Genomic DNA, 16,048 nt, shown 5'->3' on the forward strand with positions numbered 1-16,048 from the left:
CGATCCCAGAGCCTTCGCCGGTCGTCCCAGGCGACGAACAACCCGGAACTCCAGGGTCTGGCCGCTCTACTAATTCGCTAGCAAGACGCCGGCGCTCCGCCGGCGTCCGACGCGGCCGCTCTCGCCAGGTATCAGCCCCCATGCGCAATTTTCTCGGAAGCTACAGTTCCAATCGTCAGCAACGCAACGCCCTGCGCGCCCTGCCCGTCCAGCGCAAGGTCGCCAACTGCACCTGCGGCCAGGCCATCTTCTTTCCCAACAGCGAATGCCTGGCCTGTGGCAACGCCCTGGGCTACGCCCCGGACCAGGGCACGCCGACGGCGCTGCTGCCGGGCGAAGGCGGTCTCTGGCAGTTGCCCGAGGCCGGCAGCGGCCTCTATCGCCGTTGCGCCAACCTGGACACGCCCGCTGCCTGCAACTGGCTGGTGCCGGCCGATTCCGGCAATGAATTCTGCGTGGCCTGCCAGCTCAACCACACCATTCCGGATCTGTCCTTCGAGGGCAACGGCGAGCGCTGGCGCAAGCTGGAGCTGGCCAAGCGGCAACTGGTCGCCCAGTTGCTGGGGCTGGGGCTGCAGGTGATCCCCCAGACCGTGGATGCCGAGCACGGACTCGCCTTCGACTTCCTCGCCCCCGACGCCACCGGCACCCCCACCACCGGGCATGCCAATGGCCTCATCACCCTGAACATCCTCGAGGCAGACGACGCCCACCGGGAAAAGGTCCGTGCCGACATGCACGAGCCCTATCGCACCCTGCTCGGCCATTTCCGCCACGAGGTCGGGCATTACTACTTCGATCGTCTGGTCGCCGGGACCGACTGGGAAGAGCCCTTCCGCTCCCTCTTCGGCGACGAGCGCGCCGACTATGGCGAAGCCCTGCAGCGCCACTATGAACAGGCCGCACCGGCCGGCTGGGAAAGCCAGTACGTCAGCGCCTACGCCACCATGCACCCCTGGGAGGACTGGGCGGAGACATGGGCGCACTACCTGCACATGATGGATACCCTGGCCACCGCCGCCAGCCTGGGCATGAACGCCGGCAGCCTGCAGCTGGACTTCCAGCCCTTTACCCGCGAGGCGCTATACGAGGCGGAAGACCGCAGCGACGACGAATTCCTCGGCTTCGCCAATGCCTGGATCGAACTGGCGGCCATGCTCAACGAATTGTCCCGCAGCATGGGCCAGCCGGACTTCTATCCCTTCGCCCTGCCCGCCCCGGTGATCGCCAAGCTGCACTTCATCCACAAGGTCATCCATTCGGCCCAGCCCAGCCTGGTGGAAAGGGGCCTCGCCGCGGACGACACGGCAGCCGGCGCCACTTTGGGCGCGACCCTGTGATCCTCGTCCTGCTCAGCCGAGCAGGACGATGCCCCAGACCACGGCGATGATGATCATGGCCACGAACTGCGCGGCACTGCCAAGGTCCTTGGCGTTCTTCGACAGTTCGTGCCAGTCCAGGGAAATCCGATCCACCACCGCCTCGATGGCGGCGTTGAACAATTCGACCACCAGCGACAGCAGGCAGACCGCCACCAGCAGCGCCCGCTCGCCGCGACTCACATCCAGCCAGAAGGCCAGGGGCACCAGCACCACGTTGAGCAGCACCAGCGAACGAAAGGCCGCTTCCTGGCGAAAGGCCGTGCGCAGGCCGGCCAGGGAATAGCCGGTGGCGTTGATGACCCGGCGCAGACCGGTCTTGCCTTTGTAGGGAGAGATCACGAAAAAAGCTCCATCCAGCAGGGGCGAACCGCCGCCGCGCGTGGACGGCAGGTGCGGAAAAGTGGAAAGCGGGCAGTCACGCCCACGCCGGGCGCCGCTGCCAGCGGACATCAGCCGGACGTGCTCTCCAGCTGCTGCAGCAGCAGGGCCGCCTGGGTGCGGGTGCGGACGCCGAGTTTACGAAAGATGGCCGTGGCATGGGCCTTGACCGTGGCTTCGGAGACATTCAACTCGAAGGCGATCTGCTTGTTGAGCAGCCCCTCGCAGAGCATGGTGAGCACCCGGAATTGCTGCGGCGTGAGACTGGCGAGGCCGGCACTGGCGGCCTTGGCCTCCTCGCTCAGGGCCGCGGCGCCTTCCACCTGCGGTGGCCACCAGGTATCGCCATCCAGCACCTGACTGACCGCCTGTTGCAGGGTGCTCAGATCGCTGGACTTGGGAATGAAGCCACTGGCGCCGAATTCCCGGGCGCGCTGCACCACCGCCGGTTCTTCCTGGGCCGAGATCATCACCACCGGCACCTGGGGATACTGGCCGCGCAAGAGGACCAGTCCGGAAAAGCCATAGGCGCCGGGCATGTTGAGATCGAGCAGGACCAGATCCCAGTCGGTGCGCTCGGCCAGGCAGGCCTGGAGTTCGGCGATGTCGGCCACTTCGGTGAGCCGCGCCTGGGCACCCAGCCCCAGGGTCAGGGCCTGCTGCAGCGCGCTGCGAAACAGCGGATGATCGTCGGCGATCAGGATCTGGTAGGCAGCCGCCATGGTGTAGCTTTCCTTGTTGTCGTGAGCGCCCCCATCGACCAGGAAGCTGGCGCACGGGCTGCACGCAAGCATGCCGAACGGCGCGGACGGGAGCAAGGCCGGGTGGCTCGCCGACGGTAGGCAAGGCCCTGCGGTTTGCGGCACAGTTGCCGTTTTGCCCAAGAGATGCCCCATGCCCAGCGCCGCCCTGCGTGCCGATCTGCTCATGCTGCTCACCGCCCTTATCTGGGGCAGCGCCTTCGTCGCCCAGACCGGCGGTATGGAGCACATCGGTCCCTTTCTCTACACCGGCCTGAGATTCGCCCTGGGCGCCCTGACCCTGGTCCCGCTGCTACTGTTCCTGCGCCGCCGCGGCCGTCAGCAGCGCCTGACCCGCGACACCCTCAAGGGCGGCCTGCTGATGGGCCTGGTGCTGACCCTGGGCATCAATCTGCAGCAGGTCGGCCTGCTGTTCACCAGCGTGACCAACTCCGGCTTCATCACCGGTCTCTATGTCATCGTGGTGCCGCTGCTGGGGCTGCTGCTCGGCCAGCGCAGCCATCTGGGCACCTGGATCGGCGCCAGCCTGGCGGTGGTGGGCATGGGCCTGCTGAGCATCGGTGACAACTTCCAGGTGGCCTCGGGCGATCTGCTGCAACTGGCCGGCGCCCTGGCCTGGGGCGTTCATGTGCTGCTGGTGGGTCACTATTCCAGTCGCCACGACGCCACGGTGCTGTCGATTCTGCAATTCGGCGTCTGCGCCGTGCTCAGCCTCGCGCTGGCGCTGGCGTTCGAGCCGATCCAGTCGACGCGGATCGTCCTGGCCCTGCCCGAGCTGCTCTATGGCGGGGTGATCGCCGCCGGCATCGGCTACACCTTGCAGGTCTTCGCCCAACGCGGCGCCATCGCCTCCCATGCGGCGGTGATCTTTTCCCTGGAGGCGGTGTTCGCCGCCTTCTTTGGTGCCTGGCTGCTGGGCGAGGCCCTCAGCGGTCGTGGCTACCTGGGTTGCGTCCTGATGTTCGCCGGCATGCTCGCCGCCCAGCTCTGGCCGCGCCAGGCGCCGGTCGAGGTCAAGCCGGTCAACTAGCGCGCAGGGTCTTCAGTTGCTGGCTGGCCGGGCTGTCCGCCGCCAGCGGCAGGTGATGCTTGGCATCCAGGTAGCGCTCGCTGAAGACATCCAGATAGGCCTCCAGCAGGCGTCCGGCCGGTGCCTCACCGGCCAGTTCCAGGCACAGGGCGGCGACCTCGGCGGTGCACAGGTGCTCGCCGCGGGTGGAGCGCCGCAACCGGTAGCGCGACAGCGCATTGGGCTGAAAGCTCAGCACCGGCAGGTGGTCCAGATAGGGACTCTTGCGAAACATCTTGCGCGCCTCGGTCCAGGTGGCATCCAGCAGCACGAACAGCGGGCGCTGACCGGGGGCCAGCGGCAGGCTCTCGACCACCCGCTCGGGCGCGGCGTATTCGCCGGGAAACACCAGCAGCGGTTGCCACTCGGGCTGCGCGAGCAAATCCGGCAGCGCCGGATCCACCGCCGTGCGACTCCAGCCGAAGGCGTGGGTGTCGGCCACCACGTCGGCGATCAGCCAGCCGGTGTTGCTCGGCTTGAGCGGCTCGACGTCGTGCATCAGCAGGCACATGCCGGCCTGGGTCTGGCGCAGGGGACGCAGGTCGCAGAGGCAGTGGCTGGGCGCCAGGCGGCAATTCGGGCAGCGCGCCATGCGCGAGCCACGAGCGATGAAGGGCTTGATGCTGCGCGCCAGGCGCTCCTGGCGCAAACGGGCCACGGCATGCAGAGGGGTGTCGCTGATCGGGGTCATGCCGGGCTCGCGGGCAAAAGCGCAGTTTACCAGAGCGATCGGGATGCCCGCGGCGGCCAGGCAGGTTACCCTGCGCAGACGCCTTGCGAACCCCCGCCCGCGACCACGGTCGAAACGGGCTCCTCTACGCTGGAGAACACGATGCCTCGTTTTGCTTTACTCGCCCTGACCCTCGCCCTGCCCTTCACCGTCCAGGCGGCCGAGTCGCTCAAGGACCACGAGCTCAACCAGATGCTGCGCAAGGTGGCCACCGAAAGCAGCCAGGGCACGCCCCGCGCCATCAACGAGGACATCCTCGACCGCGGCTACACCGTGCAGGGCAAGCAGCTGATCAACAACCTCAGCGTCCGCCCGGCCCATGCCGCCCGCATGCGCGAGAATCCGGCCACGGTGCGGGTGCAGCTCGCCGAGAGCGTCTGCCAGAACAACGGCTATCGCCAGTTGCTGGCCCGCGGCGCCACCCTGGTCTATGACTTCACCGAATACCAGACCAACAAGCCGGTCATGGTCGAGCGCTTCCAGGCCGCCGACTGCGGCCTGGGCAAGTAAGCGGAGACCGCGGCCATGACCGAGGACAGCGACGACAGCTACCTGGCCCGCCATGTGGAGCCCAGCGCCGCGGACCTCGGTCAGCGCATCGACGAATTGCTGGCGCACGCCCTGCCGGGCGGCAGCCCCAATCTCGGCCTCTACCGCGAGATGCTGGTGACGGTGGTGCGCATGGCGCAGACCAATCCGGCGCGCTGGGACGCCAAGATCATGCTGCAGACGCTCAAGGAGCTGGAGCAGGCCTTCCGCACCCTGGAGCGCTTTCGCCGGCGGCGCAAGGTCACGGTGTTCGGCTCGGCGCGGACCCGCATCGATCACGGCCTCTATACCCTCGCCCGCGAGCTGGGCAGCGCCCTGGCCCGCCGCGACATGATGGTCATCACCGGCGGTGGCGCCGGCATCATGGGCGCCGCCCACGAGGGCGCGGGGCCCGAAGCCAGTCTCGGCTTCAACATCACCCTGCCCTTCGAACAGCGCGCCAATCCGACCATCGAAGGCACGGATCACCTGCTGTCCTTTCATTTCTTCTATGTGCGCAAGCTGTTCTTTTTGAAGGAGGCGGACGCCCTGGTACTCTGCCCCGGCGGCTTCGGCACCCTGGACGAGACCTTCGAGGTGCTCACCCTGATCCAGACCGGCAAGAGCCCCCTGGTGCCGCTGGTCCTGCTGGACACCCCCGACGGCCATTTCTGGGACGACACCCTGGCCTATCTGCAGCGCAATCTGCTGGAAGAAGGCTACATCCTCCCCGCCGATCTCAAGCTGGTGCGCCTGGTGCGTTCGCCGGAAGCCGCGGCGGCCGAGATCGAGCACTTCTACGGCAACTACCACTCCACCCGCCGGCGTGACGGCCTGCTGCATATCCGCCTCAAGCACGCCGTGACCCCCGCCTGCCTGGAGCAGCTGGCCACGGATTTCGCCGACCTCTGCCGCACCCCGGGCTTCACCCAGCTGGCCCCGGGCGAAGGCGAGGCCGACGAAGCGGAATTCGCCCACCTGACGCGCCTCACCTTCGACTTCCACGGCCGTCACTATGGCCGCCTGCGCGAACTGGTGGACGAACTCAATCGACCGGAGCATTGGGCAGCCACCTAGGTTGGGTTGAGCGCAGCGAAGCCCAACGCTCTCCAACACCAGAATCGATGTTGGTCTGCACTCTGCTCAGGGCAAACCTGCGCGACCGAGGTTGATTGCTGACATCGCGGCCATGGGCCGCTCCTACAGACGCTGAGTTGAGGGTAGGAGCGGCCCATGGCCGCGATAGCGCTGAGCTCGATTCGTTTCCAGGTAACAGCACGGGAAAACGACGCCTCCTTTTCCCCCTCGGGCATCACCGCGACGCGCGCCCTCACCCCAACCCTCTCCCTCAGGGAGAGGGGGTTAGCCGTTTTCCGCAATCAGTCGCTCACCGCGGGCGGAGTGGACCTGTAGGCGGCACTGAGCGCAGCAAAGCCCAACACCGCAAGCCAAGCCCCATTACCGCCGGCTCAGCACCCGGTTGATCCCGTCCATGGCATAACCTCGGTAGGCCAGGAAGCGGCCCTGCTTGGCGCGCTCCTTGGCGTCGGCCGGCGGTGTACCGAATTTCCGGCGCCACACCTCTTCCAGCTGCGCCTGCCAGTCCACATCCGCTTCGCGCAGGGCCGTTTCCACCTGCTCTCTTTTCAGGCCACGCTGGCCCAGTTCTTCGCGGATCCGCATGGGGCCGTAACCGGAACGGGCACGGCTGGCGATATAGCTCTCCAGATAGCGGCTTTCGTCGAGCAGGCCATCCTCGGCCAGGCGATCCAGCACCGGACCGAGCAGGCTTTCCTCGGCCCCGCGCCGCCGCAGCTTGCGCGACAGCTCTTCACGGCCATGCTCGCGACGCGCCAGGAGGTCCATAGCGGCGAAACGGATGGCAGCGGTGGTATCCAGTGGATTGCCCAAGGGTGATCCTCCTTATGCGAAAACCCCCGCACGGGGCGGGGGTCGTCTAGAGCACTGGCCGGCGATCAGAAATCGACGTCAGCGTCTTCTTCAGCGGCCACTTCGGCCTTCTGATTGGTCGGCTGGCTCAGCAGCTTCTCGCGGATCGCCTTGTCCACGGCGCCCTTGATCTCGGGATTGTCTTCCAGGAACTTGGCCGCGTTGCCCTTGCCCTGGCCGATCTTGCTGCCCTGGTAGCTGTACCAGGCGCCCGACTTCTCGATCAGACCCAGTTGCACGCCCAGATCGATGATCTCGCCGTTCAGGTAGATACCCTTGCCGTAGAGGATCTGGAACTCGGCCTGACGGAACGGCGGTGCCACCTTGTTCTTGACCACCTTGACGCGGGTTTCGCTACCGATCACCTCGTCGCCTTCCTTCACCGCGCCGATGCGGCGGATGTCGAGACGGACCGAGGAGTAGAACTTCAGGGCGTTACCGCCGGTGGTGGTCTCGGGGTTGCCGAACATCACACCGATCTTCATGCGGATCTGGTTGATGAAGATGACCAGACAGTTGGCGTTCTTGATGTTGCCGGTGATCTTGCGCAGCGCCTGGGACATCAGACGCGCCTGCAGACCCACGTGCATGTCACCCATCTCGCCTTCGATCTCGGCCTTGGGCACCAGGGCGGCCACGGAGTCGACGATGATGACGTCGACCGCGTTGGAGCGCACCAGCATGTCGGTGATTTCCAGGGCCTGTTCGCCGGTATCCGGCTGGGACACCAACAGGTCGTCGACGTTGACGCCCAGCTTGCCGGCATAGTCCGGGTCCAGCGCGTGCTCGGCGTCGACGAAGGCGCAGGTGGCGCCCTGCTTCTGGGCCTGGGCGATGACCGACAGGGTCAGGGTGGTCTTGCCCGAGGACTCGGGACCGTAGATTTCGACGATACGGCCCTTGGGCAGACCGCCGATGCCGAGGGCGATGTCGAGACCCAGGGAGCCGGTGGAAATCGCCGGAATGGCCTGGCGATCGTGATCGCCCATGCGCATAACGGTGCCCTTGCCGAATTGCTTTTCAATCTGTCCCAAGGCCGCGGCCAGGGCACGCTTTTTGTTGTCGTCCATTAGATTCCTCTCGGAGAAAGAAGGGCCAGACGGCCGTGGATACCTGTATAAGTGAACAGTATTAAACCATAGTCGCCCCTTGGTTGCTACACCTGAGGGCCTTTTTCCTCGGTCAGAAACGCCAATAAAACCTCCAGCGCGCGGACCTGGGTCTGCTGGCGGACGGCGGCGCGATCGCCGGCAAAGACCTGCCGTTCAGTGCGCAATTTCTCGCCGTCGCGCCAGGCCAGCCAGACGGTGCCGACCGGCTTGCCCGGCACCGCGCCACCCGGCCCGGCGATCCCGCTCACCGCCACGGCGAAGCGCGCCCCGGCGCGCTGTTGCGCACCCAGCGCCATGGCCGTCACCACCTCTTCGCTGACCGCTCCGACCTGCTCGAACAGGGCCTCGGGCACGTCCAGCTGCAGGGTCTTCTGGCGGTTGGAATAGGTGACGAAGCCGGCCTCGAACCAGGCGGAGCTGCCGGCGATGCGGGTAATGGCTTCAGCGATACCGCCACCGGTGCAGGATTCGGCGGTGGTGACCTGGGCGCCGGCCGCCTGCAGGGCTTCACCGAGGCGTTGGGCCAGGCTGTCGAGGAGGTCCATCGAGAGCTTCCTGTGCAAAGAGACTTAGAAGGTGACCGCGGCAAGCGAGTGGCTGCGGCGACCACTGGTCGGCCTGCACCTTAGACCGGCTTGCCGCCGCGCGTGAGAAAAGATTTACTGAAACCGGTTTCAGGCACCTACAAAATCCTAACAGCGGTATGCCATGAACGATGTCTATCTCCCTGGTCCGCGCGCCACCCGTGCGACCATCGCCGAAGTGGCCGCCGCCGCCGGCGTATCCAAGGCCAGCGTGTCCCGCTACATCAGCGGTGATCGCCGCCTGCTGTCCGACTCCCTTGCCGCGCGCATCGAGCAGGCCGTGGTCGCCCTCGATTTCCAGCCCAACCAGATGGCCCGCGGCCTCAAGCGCGGTCGCAGTCGCCTGATCGGCATGCTGGTGGCCGACCTGCTCAACCCCTACTCCACCGCGGTCATGCATGGCGTCGAAACCGCCTGCCGCCAGCAGGGCTATTCGCTGCTGATCTGCAATACGGATCAGGACGCCCGCCAGGAGCGCCAGCAACTGGCCGCGCTGCAGTCCTACAGCATCGAAGGCCTGATCGTGAACACCTTCGGCCAGCACGCCGCCGACCTGCGCCAGCTGGGCAGCCGCCTGCCGCTGGTGCTGCTGGATCGCGAACTGCCCGGCGTCGAGGCCGATCTGGTCGGACTCGACAACCACCAGGCCATCGCCACCGGGGTCGCCCACCTGCAACGCCAGGGCTATCGCGACCTGCTGCTGGTCAGCGAACCCCTGGACGGCACCAGCTCGCGCCGCCAGCGCCTGACGGCCTTCGACACGGCACTGGCCGAACACCCCGACTGCCGTGGTACCCATTGCGCCCAGGCTGACGATGCCCTGGCGCTGCAGACCGCCCTCGCCACCTTCCTCGCCGCTCCCAGTCCCGGTCCCAAGGCGCTGCTCACCGCCAACGGTGTGGCGACCCTGGCCACCACCCTGGCGCTGCAAGCCCTGGGCGAGCCCCTGTTCGAGCGCTTCGGTCTGTTGGCCCTGGATGATCTGGATTGGTTTCCCCTGGTGGGCGGCGGTATCAGCGCCCTGGCCCAACCGACCCATGCCCTGGGCGTGGCCGCCTTCGAGCGCCTGCAGCGGCGTATCGACGGCGATCGCAGCGCTCCGGTGCAGCAGACCTTCGGCGCGGAGTTGCGTATCCGCCAGTCGACTCGCGCCAGAACCTAGGGGCACCTTTCGTCTTTTTGCCCGTCTTTCTTTGAAACCGGTTTCAGGAGAACAACAATGCCACCGGAGATCGCCATCACCACCTCGGCCTTTGGCGCCGACGGGGTCCGAGCCCAGGGTCAGGCCGCCTGGCTCGATCTGATCGCCGCCGCGGGAGCCTCCCATGTGGAGATCCGCGCCGAACTCTTTACCGAGGCCCCCGACTTCGCGGCCCTGGGCGCCGCCATCCGGGCCGCCGGCCTGGGCTGCGTCTATTCCGTCCCCCTGGAGCTCTGGCCCGAGACCGACGCCGCGCTCTCGCCACGCCTCCCCGCCGCCCTCGCCGAGGCCCGCCTGCTGGGCGCCGACACGCTCAAGGTATCCCTCGGGCACTATCGCGCCGCAGCCGAGCTGGCGGCGCTCACCCCCCTGCTGACCGACGCCGGCCCTCAACTGCTGGTGGAAAACGACCAGACCGCCCAGGGTGGCCGGATCGAACCGCTGCGCGCCTTCATCCAGGCGGCGCGGGCAGCGCAGCTGCCGGTGGGACTGACCTTCGATGTCGGCAACTGGCGCTGGCAGGACGAAGACCCGCTGCAGGCCGCCCGCCTGCTCGGCCCGGACGTCCGTTACCTGCATTGCAAGGCGGTGCGCCGGCGTGCCGGTGGCCTGCATGCGGTGCCGCCGGAAGCCGCGGACCTGCTGGCTTGGCAGGGGCTGATCACGCACTTCCCCAGCGGCCTGCGGCGGGCCATCGAATTTCCCCTGATGGGTGCGGATCTGCTGGCCGAGACCCGTCGCCAGGTGGCGGCGTTGCGCACCCTGGATGCCCAGGTTCAGGAGGCGCGCCGGCATGGCTGACATCGACATCCTCGCCTTTGGCGAAACCATGACCATGTTCGTCGCCGAGACGCCGGGCGAGCTGGCCACGGTCGGCCAGTTCGGCAAGCGCATCGCCGGCGCCGACAACAACGTGGCCATCGGCCTGAGCCGCCTGGGCTTCAAGGTCACCTGGCTGTCGCGGGTCGGCGATGACTCCTTTGGCCGCTTCGTGCGCGCCAGCCTCGAAGCCGAGGGGCTGGACTGCCGCCGCCTCAGGATCGATCCCCGGCACCCCACCGGCTTTCAGCTCAAGTCTCGCGCCACCGATGGCAGCGATCCGGTGGTCGAGTACTTCCGCCGCGGCTCGGCGGCCAGCCACCTCAACATCGAGGAAGACTTCGACCCCAGCCTGCTCCAGGCGCGTCACCTGCATGCCACCGGTATCCCGCCAGCGCTGTCGCCCAGCGCCCGCGCCTTCAGCCGGCACCTGCTGCAGGCCATGCGCGACGCCGGCCGCAGCATCTCCTTCGATCCCAATCTGCGGCCGTCGCTGTGGGACAGCGAAGACCAGATGCGCCGTGAACTCAACGACCTCGCCGCCCTGGCCGACTGGGTGCTGCCCGGCCTGGCCGAGGGCCGCCTGCTGACCGGCTACGACACCCCGGCGGACATCGCCGCCTTCTACCTCGACCGTGGCGCCAAGGCCGTGGCCATCAAGCTCGGCCCCGAGGGCGGCTACTGGCGCACGCCCGACGCCGAGGGCGAGGTCCCCGGTGTGCCCGTGGCCGAAGTGGTCGACACCGTCGGCGCCGGCGATGGCTTCGCCACCGGCTTCGTAAGCGCCCTGCTCGACGGTCTCGACGTCGCTACCGCCGTCGCCCGTGGCAACTGGATCGGCGCCCGCGCCGTGCAGGTGGTCGGCGACATGGAAGGACTGCCCTACCGTCACGAACTACCCTGATCTACACCCCTACAAGAACAATCAAGCAGGTGACCCCATGAACGCCTCTTCTCTCGCTCCACGCCGCTGGTGGTATCTGATGCCGGTGGTCTTCATCACCTACAGCCTGGCCTATCTCGATCGAGCCAACTATGGCTTCGCGGCCGCCTCGGGCATGGCCGACGACCTGGGCATCACTCCGGCGATGTCGTCGCTGCTCGGCGCACTGTTCTTTCTCGGCTACTTCTTCTTCCAGGTGCCTGGCGCCATCTACGCCGAGAAGCGCAGCGTCAAGCGGCTGATCTTCTGGAGCCTGATCGGCTGGGGCGGCCTGGCGACCCTGACCGGCATGGTGCCCAACGTCACCCTGCTGATCGCCATCCGCTTCCTGCTCGGTGTGGTGGAAGCCGCGGTGATGCCGGCGATGCTGGTCTATCTCTGCCACTGGTTCACCAAGCGCGAGCGCTCCCGGGCCAACACCTTTCTGATCCTCGGCAATCCGGTGACCATCCTCTGGATGTCGGTGGTCTCGGGTTATCTGATCCATGCCCTGGATTGGCGCTGGATGTTCATCATCGAAGGCCTGCCGGCGGTGATATGGGCCTTTATCTGGTGGCGGATCGCCGACGAGCGCCCCAAGGATGCCAAGTGGCTCGATCAGGCCGAGAAGGCCCGCCTGGAAGAAGCCCTGAAGGCCGAGCAGCAGGGCATGAAGCCGGTCAAGAACTACGCCGAAGCCTTCCGCTCGCCCAAGGTCATCCTGCTGTCCCTGCAGTATTTCTGCTGGAGCATCGGCGTCTATGGCTTCGTCATCTGGCTGCCCTCGATCCTGCGCAAGGGTGCCCAACTGGACATCGTCCAGGCCGGCTGGCTGTCTTCGCTGCCCTACCTCGCCGCCGTGCTGGCCATGGTCGGCGTGTCCTGGGCGTCGGATCGCCTGCAGAATCGCAAGCTGTTCGTCTGGCCGCCGCTACTGATCGCCGCCCTGGCCTTCCTCGGCTCCTTCGCCCTCGGCACCCAGCACTTCTGGTGGTCCTATGCCCTGCTGGTGGTGGCCGGTGCCTGCATGTACGCCCCCTATGGCCCCTTCTTCGCCATCGTCCCGGAAATTTTGCCCGGCAACGTCGCTGGTGGCGCCATGGCGCTGATCAATAGCATGGGTGCCCTGGGCTCCTTTGCCGGCTCCTACCTGGTGGGCTATCTCAATGGCGTGACCGGCGGTCCCGGGGCGTCCTTCGGCTTCATGGGCGGCGCCCTACTGGTGGCCGTGGTCCTGACCCTGCTGCTGCGCCAGGAGCCGGTCGCCCGCGCCGCGGCGCTCAAGCCCGCCGCCAGTCACTAGAGGAAACGCTGTCCATGAAAAAGAAGGTGATCCACTACAAGGCCCTGTCCCCGGCGCTCACCGCGCGCCTGGAAGAGGCCTTCGACCTGGAATACGTCGACGTCAAGGCGCCGGGCGGCGAAGCCCGGCTGCGCGAGCGTCTGCCCGAGGCCCAGGGCCTGCTCGGCTCCAGCTTCAAGCTGACGCCCGAGTTGCTGGACCTGGCGCCCCGGCTGGAAGCCATCGCCAGCGTCTCGGTCGGCTTCGACAGCTATGACCTGCCCTATCTGCAGCGGCGCGGCATCCTGCTCTGCAACACCCCGGATGTCCTGACCGAAAGCGTGGCCGACGCCGCCTTCGCCCTGCTGCTCGCCACCGCGCGGCGCATCGTCGAGCTGGCCGACTGGGTGCGCGCCGGCCAGTGGCAAGCCAGTCTGGGCGAGGCGCACTTCGGTTGCGACGTCCATGGCAAGACCCTGGGGCTGGTGGGCATGGGCCGCATCGGCCAGGCCATCGCCCGCCGTGCCCACCTGGGTTTCGGCATGCAGGTCAACTACACCGCCCACGCCGCCAAGCCCGAGGTGGACGAGCGCTTCGGCGCGCGCTTCCTGCCGCTGCCCGAGTTGCTAGCGAGCTGCGACTTCCTCTGCGTCACCGTGCCCCTGAGCGAGGAGACCCATCACCTGCTGGGCGCCGCCGAGCTCGCGCGGCTACCGGCCCACGCCATCCTGATCAACGTCTCGCGCGGACAGGTGATCGACGAGGCCGCGTTGATCACGGCCTTGCAGGAAGGCCGCCTGCGCGGCGCCGGCCTGGATGTCTTCGATCAGGAACCCGTGGCAGCGGACTCGCCCCTGCTGCAACTGCCCAACGTGGTGCCTACGCCGCACCTGGGCTCGGCGACCCGGGAGACGCGTGAAGCCATGGCCCGCTGCGCGGTGGACAATCTGCTGGCCGCCCTGGGCGGTCAACGACCGGCGAATCTGGTGAATCCCGAGGTCTGGCAGCGGCGCGAGTGAGCCTTGGCCGTCATTTGTGGTCAGACAAGTATCATCCCCACGGAGAATCCCCCATGACCGCCTTCGACGATCCCCAAGCCTTCGTCAACCGCGTGCGCGAGCAGGCCGCCGATGCCGAGCGCAGCGGCGACATCCCGCGCCTGCTGCAGCTGGTCAACGAACTGGCCACCGCCTTCGAGCGTCAAGCCCGCAGCACGGCGGCGGACAATGCCGAGGTGGCACGTGCCGTCGAGGAATTCGAGCGGCACGAGGGCACCTGATCGGCCTGCCGCTCGTGCAGCCTTTCGCTACCGTGACGGACCCGCGTCCCGAGGTCTAGCGCCAGTGCCCATCGCCCCTTACATCCTGCTCGGCCGGCTGCTCAAGCTGGCCCCGCGGGACGCCCCTGCCCCCTTGCGCTATCTGGGCGCGGCCCTGCTCATCGCCGTCGCGGCCGGCATTCGCCTGAGCCTGGGGATCGACAGCCTGCCCTATCTGCTGTTCATTCCCTTCATCATGGCCGGGGCCTTCTGGTTCGGCCTCGGTCCCGGGATCTTCGCCACCCTGCTGTCGGTACTGCTGGCCGAGACCCTCTTCGTCAAGGCCCCGGCCTATTTCGCGTTGTTCTCCGAACGCTGGGTGTCCCATGCGCTGTTCGTGCTGGTCAACGTCATCATGGCCATGGTCTGCGCGGCCCAGCGCCGCAGCCTGGAGTCCCTCCATCGCTTCGCCGGCAATCTCGGCGAAGAAGTGGCCCTGCGCACCCGGCAGCGGGACCTGATCTGGCAGGCCAGCCCCGACCTGCTCTGCACGGCCACCCTCGAAGGCCAGCTGCTGGACCTCAATCCGGCCTGGACCAGCACCCTGGGCTGGAGCGCAGAGCAACTGCGCCACGAACCCTTCATGGCCTTCGTCCACGTCGAGGATCGCGCCCGCACCGAGGCGGCGCTGGAACGCCTGACGCTTGGCGAACCCGTGTTCGGCTTCGAGAATCGCTATCGGCATCGCGAAGGCGGCTATCGCTGGCTGTCGTGGAATTCGGTCTTGCAGGATGGCCTCATCTATTCCGCGGTACGCGAGGTGACGGCCATCCGCGAGCAGCAGGAAGCCCTGCGCCAGACCGAGGAACAGTTGCGCCAGAGTCAGAAGATGGAGGCCGTGGGCCAGCTGACCGGCGGCATCGCCCATGACTTCAACAACCTGCTGACCGGCGTGATCGGCAGTCTCGACATGCTCAGCCTGAGACTCGCCCAGGGCCGCTACACCGATCTCGAACGCTATGCCACGGGCGCCAAGGGCGCCGCCGAACGCGCCGCGGCCCTGACTCACCGCCTGCTCGCCTTTTCCCGCCGCCAGGCGCTGGACCCCACCGCCACCCAGACCAACGCCCTGGTGCTGGGCATGGAAGAACTGATCCGCCGCTCGGTCGGTCCCCAGGTCGAGATCCACATCGAACTGGCCGAGGCGTTGAATCCCACCCTGTGCGATCCCCACCAGCTGGAGAACGCCCTGCTCAACCTGTGCATCAACGCCCGGGATGCCATGCCCGAGGGTGGGACGCTGCGCATCGTCACCGCCAATCGCCGGCTCAACGACGCCCAGGCTGCCGCCCTGGAATTGCCGCCTGGCGACTATGTGACCCTGGCGGTGCTCGACACCGGTACCGGCATGCCACCCGAGGTCCTGGCACGCGCCTTCGATCCCTTCTTCACCACCAAGCCGGTGGGCATGGGCACCGGCCTCGGTCTGTCGATGATCTATGGCTTCGCCAAACAGTCCGGCGGCGTCGCCCATATCGTCTCGGCACCCGAGCGGGGCACCACCGTCACCCTCTATCTGCCGCGCCTGGTGGACGCCCCGCCGCCGTCGATCGAGACGCTGCGCACCTCACCATTGCGCTATCCCACTGGCATGACGGTACTGGTGGTGGACGACGAACCCCTGGTGCGGACGCTGGTGGACGAGGCCCTGCGCGAACACCGTATCCGCACCCTGGAGGCGACCGATGCCGCCACCGCCCTGCAGGTGCTGGAATCGGATACGCCGCTGGACCTGCTGATCGCCGATGTCGGCCTGCCAGGCGGGCTGAGCGGCTGCCAGCTCGCCGCCCTGGCCCGTGAACGCCGCCCCGGCCTGATGACCCTGCTGATTACCGGCTATGCCGAGGCGGACCTGCCCGGTCAGCCCCTGCCGGTCCCCGGCGTCGAGGTGCTGGCCAAGCCCTTTACCCTGGAAAGGCTCATGACCCAGATCGATCTGCTGCTGGCTGCCCGCGAACAACGGCCGCAGGCCTGATGCCGCTGCCCTGAGCCGAGCGGGGCCGACAAACGCC

The 16,048-nt window shown here is 67.3% G+C and carries 17 protein-coding genes; 11 read left to right on the top strand and 6 right to left on the bottom strand.

All coding sequences use genetic code 11. The features are described 5' to 3' along the window. The first annotated feature begins 140 nt into the window (after positions 1-140). On the top strand, positions 141-1,340 hold the full coding sequence (locus ACZ5R1_RS16470; RefSeq protein ID WP_464712570.1) for a zinc-binding metallopeptidase family protein: 1,200 nt from the start codon (positions 141-143) through the stop codon (positions 1,338-1,340). Between the two features lie 12 nt (positions 1,341-1,352). Here ACZ5R1_RS16470 and ACZ5R1_RS16475 read toward each other — a convergent pair whose 3' ends face one another. Further along, positions 1,353-1,721, bottom strand: coding sequence for a diacylglycerol kinase (locus ACZ5R1_RS16475; RefSeq protein WP_007159374.1), 369 nt, complete (start codon positions 1,719-1,721; stop codon positions 1,353-1,355). 110 nt (positions 1,722-1,831) lie between these two features. Continuing rightward, entirely contained in the window at positions 1,832-2,482 is a 651-nt protein-coding gene (erdR, locus tag ACZ5R1_RS16480) for a response regulator transcription factor ErdR (protein WP_007159375.1), read from the bottom strand. A 172-nt stretch (positions 2,483-2,654) separates the two neighbouring features. Between erdR and ACZ5R1_RS16485 the strand changes: the two genes are divergently transcribed. Further along, positions 2,655-3,551: a DMT family transporter gene (locus ACZ5R1_RS16485; protein ID WP_007159376.1), complete on the top strand. Its 897-nt coding sequence runs from the start codon at positions 2,655-2,657 to the stop codon at positions 3,549-3,551. Here the strand turns inward: ACZ5R1_RS16485 and ACZ5R1_RS16490 are convergent. After that, positions 3,544-4,281 carry a tRNA-uridine aminocarboxypropyltransferase gene (locus tag ACZ5R1_RS16490; RefSeq protein WP_027602597.1) on the bottom strand — a complete coding sequence of 246 codons (738 nt, stop codon included), beginning with the start codon at positions 4,279-4,281 and terminating at the stop codon, positions 3,544-3,546. The genes ACZ5R1_RS16485 and ACZ5R1_RS16490 overlap by 8 nt on opposite strands. 141 nt (positions 4,282-4,422) lie before the next feature. Here ACZ5R1_RS16490 and ACZ5R1_RS16495 point away from each other — a divergent pair, with 141 nt between their 5' ends. Together ACZ5R1_RS16495 and ACZ5R1_RS16500 are read left to right on the top strand one after the other, a co-directional pair. Continuing rightward, a complete protein-coding gene (locus ACZ5R1_RS16495) occupies positions 4,423-4,830 on the top strand; it encodes a quorum-sensing-regulated virulence factor family protein (RefSeq protein ID WP_027597050.1) in 408 nt (135 codons plus the stop codon). A gap of 15 nt (positions 4,831-4,845) precedes the next feature. After that, on the top strand, positions 4,846-5,925 hold the full coding sequence (locus tag ACZ5R1_RS16500) for an LOG family protein (protein WP_108581299.1): 1,080 nt from the start codon (positions 4,846-4,848) through the stop codon (positions 5,923-5,925). Positions 5,926-6,306: 381 nt separating this feature from the next. On the opposite strand, the gene recX is transcribed toward ACZ5R1_RS16500, so the two are convergent. The 3 genes from recX to ACZ5R1_RS16515 form a co-directional block, all read right to left on the bottom strand. Continuing rightward, complete coding sequence (gene recX / locus ACZ5R1_RS16505) at positions 6,307-6,714, bottom strand: recombination regulator RecX (protein WP_042136188.1); 408 nt, start codon at positions 6,712-6,714, stop codon at positions 6,307-6,309. 110 nt (positions 6,715-6,824) lie between these two features. Beyond that, complete coding sequence (gene recA / locus ACZ5R1_RS16510; protein WP_007159381.1) at positions 6,825-7,868, bottom strand: recombinase RecA; 1,044 nt, start codon at positions 7,866-7,868, stop codon at positions 6,825-6,827. An 86-nt stretch (positions 7,869-7,954) separates the two neighbouring features. Then, positions 7,955-8,455 (bottom strand): CinA family protein, encoded by a 501-nt coding sequence (locus ACZ5R1_RS16515; protein WP_027597052.1) that lies wholly within the window; start codon positions 8,453-8,455, stop codon positions 7,955-7,957. A gap of 163 nt (positions 8,456-8,618) precedes the next feature. Between ACZ5R1_RS16515 and ACZ5R1_RS16520 the strand changes: the two genes are divergently transcribed. The 7 genes from ACZ5R1_RS16520 (at position 8,619) to ACZ5R1_RS16550 (ending at position 16,011) form a co-directional block, all read left to right on the top strand. Further along, the gene (locus ACZ5R1_RS16520; RefSeq protein WP_288493001.1) at positions 8,619-9,656 is read left to right on the top strand and encodes a LacI family DNA-binding transcriptional regulator; all 1,038 of its coding nucleotides are present in this window, start codon (positions 8,619-8,621) and stop codon (positions 9,654-9,656) included. 57 nt (positions 9,657-9,713) lie between these two features. After that, on the top strand, positions 9,714-10,496 hold the full coding sequence (locus ACZ5R1_RS16525; protein ID WP_288493003.1) for a sugar phosphate isomerase/epimerase family protein: 783 nt from the start codon (positions 9,714-9,716) through the stop codon (positions 10,494-10,496). Continuing rightward, positions 10,489-11,418 carry a sugar kinase gene (locus tag ACZ5R1_RS16530; protein WP_027597055.1) on the top strand — a complete coding sequence of 310 codons (930 nt, stop codon included), beginning with the start codon at positions 10,489-10,491 and terminating at the stop codon, positions 11,416-11,418. The genes ACZ5R1_RS16525 and ACZ5R1_RS16530 overlap by 8 nt, the downstream gene beginning before the upstream one ends. A 37-nt stretch (positions 11,419-11,455) precedes the next feature. Continuing rightward, the gene (locus ACZ5R1_RS16535) at positions 11,456-12,739 is read left to right on the top strand and encodes an MFS transporter (RefSeq protein WP_042136037.1); all 1,284 of its coding nucleotides are present in this window, start codon (positions 11,456-11,458) and stop codon (positions 12,737-12,739) included. A gap of 14 nt (positions 12,740-12,753) precedes the next feature. Next, positions 12,754-13,737, top strand: a complete 984-nt coding sequence (locus ACZ5R1_RS16540; protein WP_464712571.1) for a 2-hydroxyacid dehydrogenase — start codon at positions 12,754-12,756, stop codon at positions 13,735-13,737. A 53-nt stretch (positions 13,738-13,790) separates the two neighbouring features. Further along, positions 13,791-13,997, top strand: a complete 207-nt coding sequence (locus ACZ5R1_RS16545) for a hypothetical protein (RefSeq protein WP_007159388.1) — start codon at positions 13,791-13,793, stop codon at positions 13,995-13,997. Between the two features lie 64 nt (positions 13,998-14,061). Continuing rightward, positions 14,062-16,011 (top strand): ATP-binding protein, encoded by a 1,950-nt coding sequence (locus tag ACZ5R1_RS16550; RefSeq protein ID WP_464712572.1) that lies wholly within the window; start codon positions 14,062-14,064, stop codon positions 16,009-16,011. The last annotated feature ends 37 nt before the right edge of the window (positions 16,012-16,048 follow it).

This window comes from Pseudomonas sp. Pso3 (assembly GCF_055393275.1).

Excerpts from the sequence above, each read along its gene's own strand:
- ACZ5R1_RS16540 (WP_464712571.1), top strand. The coding sequence starts at position 12,754 with ATGAAAAAGAAGGTGATCCACTACAAGGCCCTGTCCCCGGCGCTCACC.
- ACZ5R1_RS16515 (WP_027597052.1), bottom strand. The coding sequence starts at position 8,455 with ATGGACCTCCTCGACAGCCTGGCCCAACGCCTCGGTGAAGCCCTGCAG.
- erdR (WP_007159375.1), bottom strand. The coding sequence starts at position 2,482 with ATGGCGGCTGCCTACCAGATCCTGATCGCCGACGATCATCCGCTGTTT.
- ACZ5R1_RS16545 (WP_007159388.1), top strand. The coding sequence starts at position 13,791 with ATGACCGCCTTCGACGATCCCCAAGCCTTCGTCAACCGCGTGCGCGAG.
- ACZ5R1_RS16535 (WP_042136037.1), top strand. The coding sequence starts at position 11,456 with ATGAACGCCTCTTCTCTCGCTCCACGCCGCTGGTGGTATCTGATGCCG.
- ACZ5R1_RS16470 (WP_464712570.1), top strand. The coding sequence starts at position 141 with ATGCGCAATTTTCTCGGAAGCTACAGTTCCAATCGTCAGCAACGCAAC.
- ACZ5R1_RS16495 (WP_027597050.1), top strand. The coding sequence starts at position 4,423 with ATGCCTCGTTTTGCTTTACTCGCCCTGACCCTCGCCCTGCCCTTCACC.
- recA (WP_007159381.1), bottom strand. The coding sequence starts at position 7,868 with ATGGACGACAACAAAAAGCGTGCCCTGGCCGCGGCCTTGGGACAGATT.
- ACZ5R1_RS16520 (WP_288493001.1), top strand. The coding sequence starts at position 8,619 with ATGAACGATGTCTATCTCCCTGGTCCGCGCGCCACCCGTGCGACCATC.
- ACZ5R1_RS16500 (WP_108581299.1), top strand. The coding sequence starts at position 4,846 with ATGACCGAGGACAGCGACGACAGCTACCTGGCCCGCCATGTGGAGCCC.
- ACZ5R1_RS16490 (WP_027602597.1), bottom strand. The coding sequence starts at position 4,281 with ATGACCCCGATCAGCGACACCCCTCTGCATGCCGTGGCCCGTTTGCGC.
- recX (WP_042136188.1), bottom strand. The coding sequence starts at position 6,714 with ATGGACCTCCTGGCGCGTCGCGAGCATGGCCGTGAAGAGCTGTCGCGC.
- ACZ5R1_RS16530 (WP_027597055.1), top strand. The coding sequence starts at position 10,489 with ATGGCTGACATCGACATCCTCGCCTTTGGCGAAACCATGACCATGTTC.
- ACZ5R1_RS16485 (WP_007159376.1), top strand. The coding sequence starts at position 2,655 with ATGCCCAGCGCCGCCCTGCGTGCCGATCTGCTCATGCTGCTCACCGCC.
- ACZ5R1_RS16525 (WP_288493003.1), top strand. The coding sequence starts at position 9,714 with ATGCCACCGGAGATCGCCATCACCACCTCGGCCTTTGGCGCCGACGGG.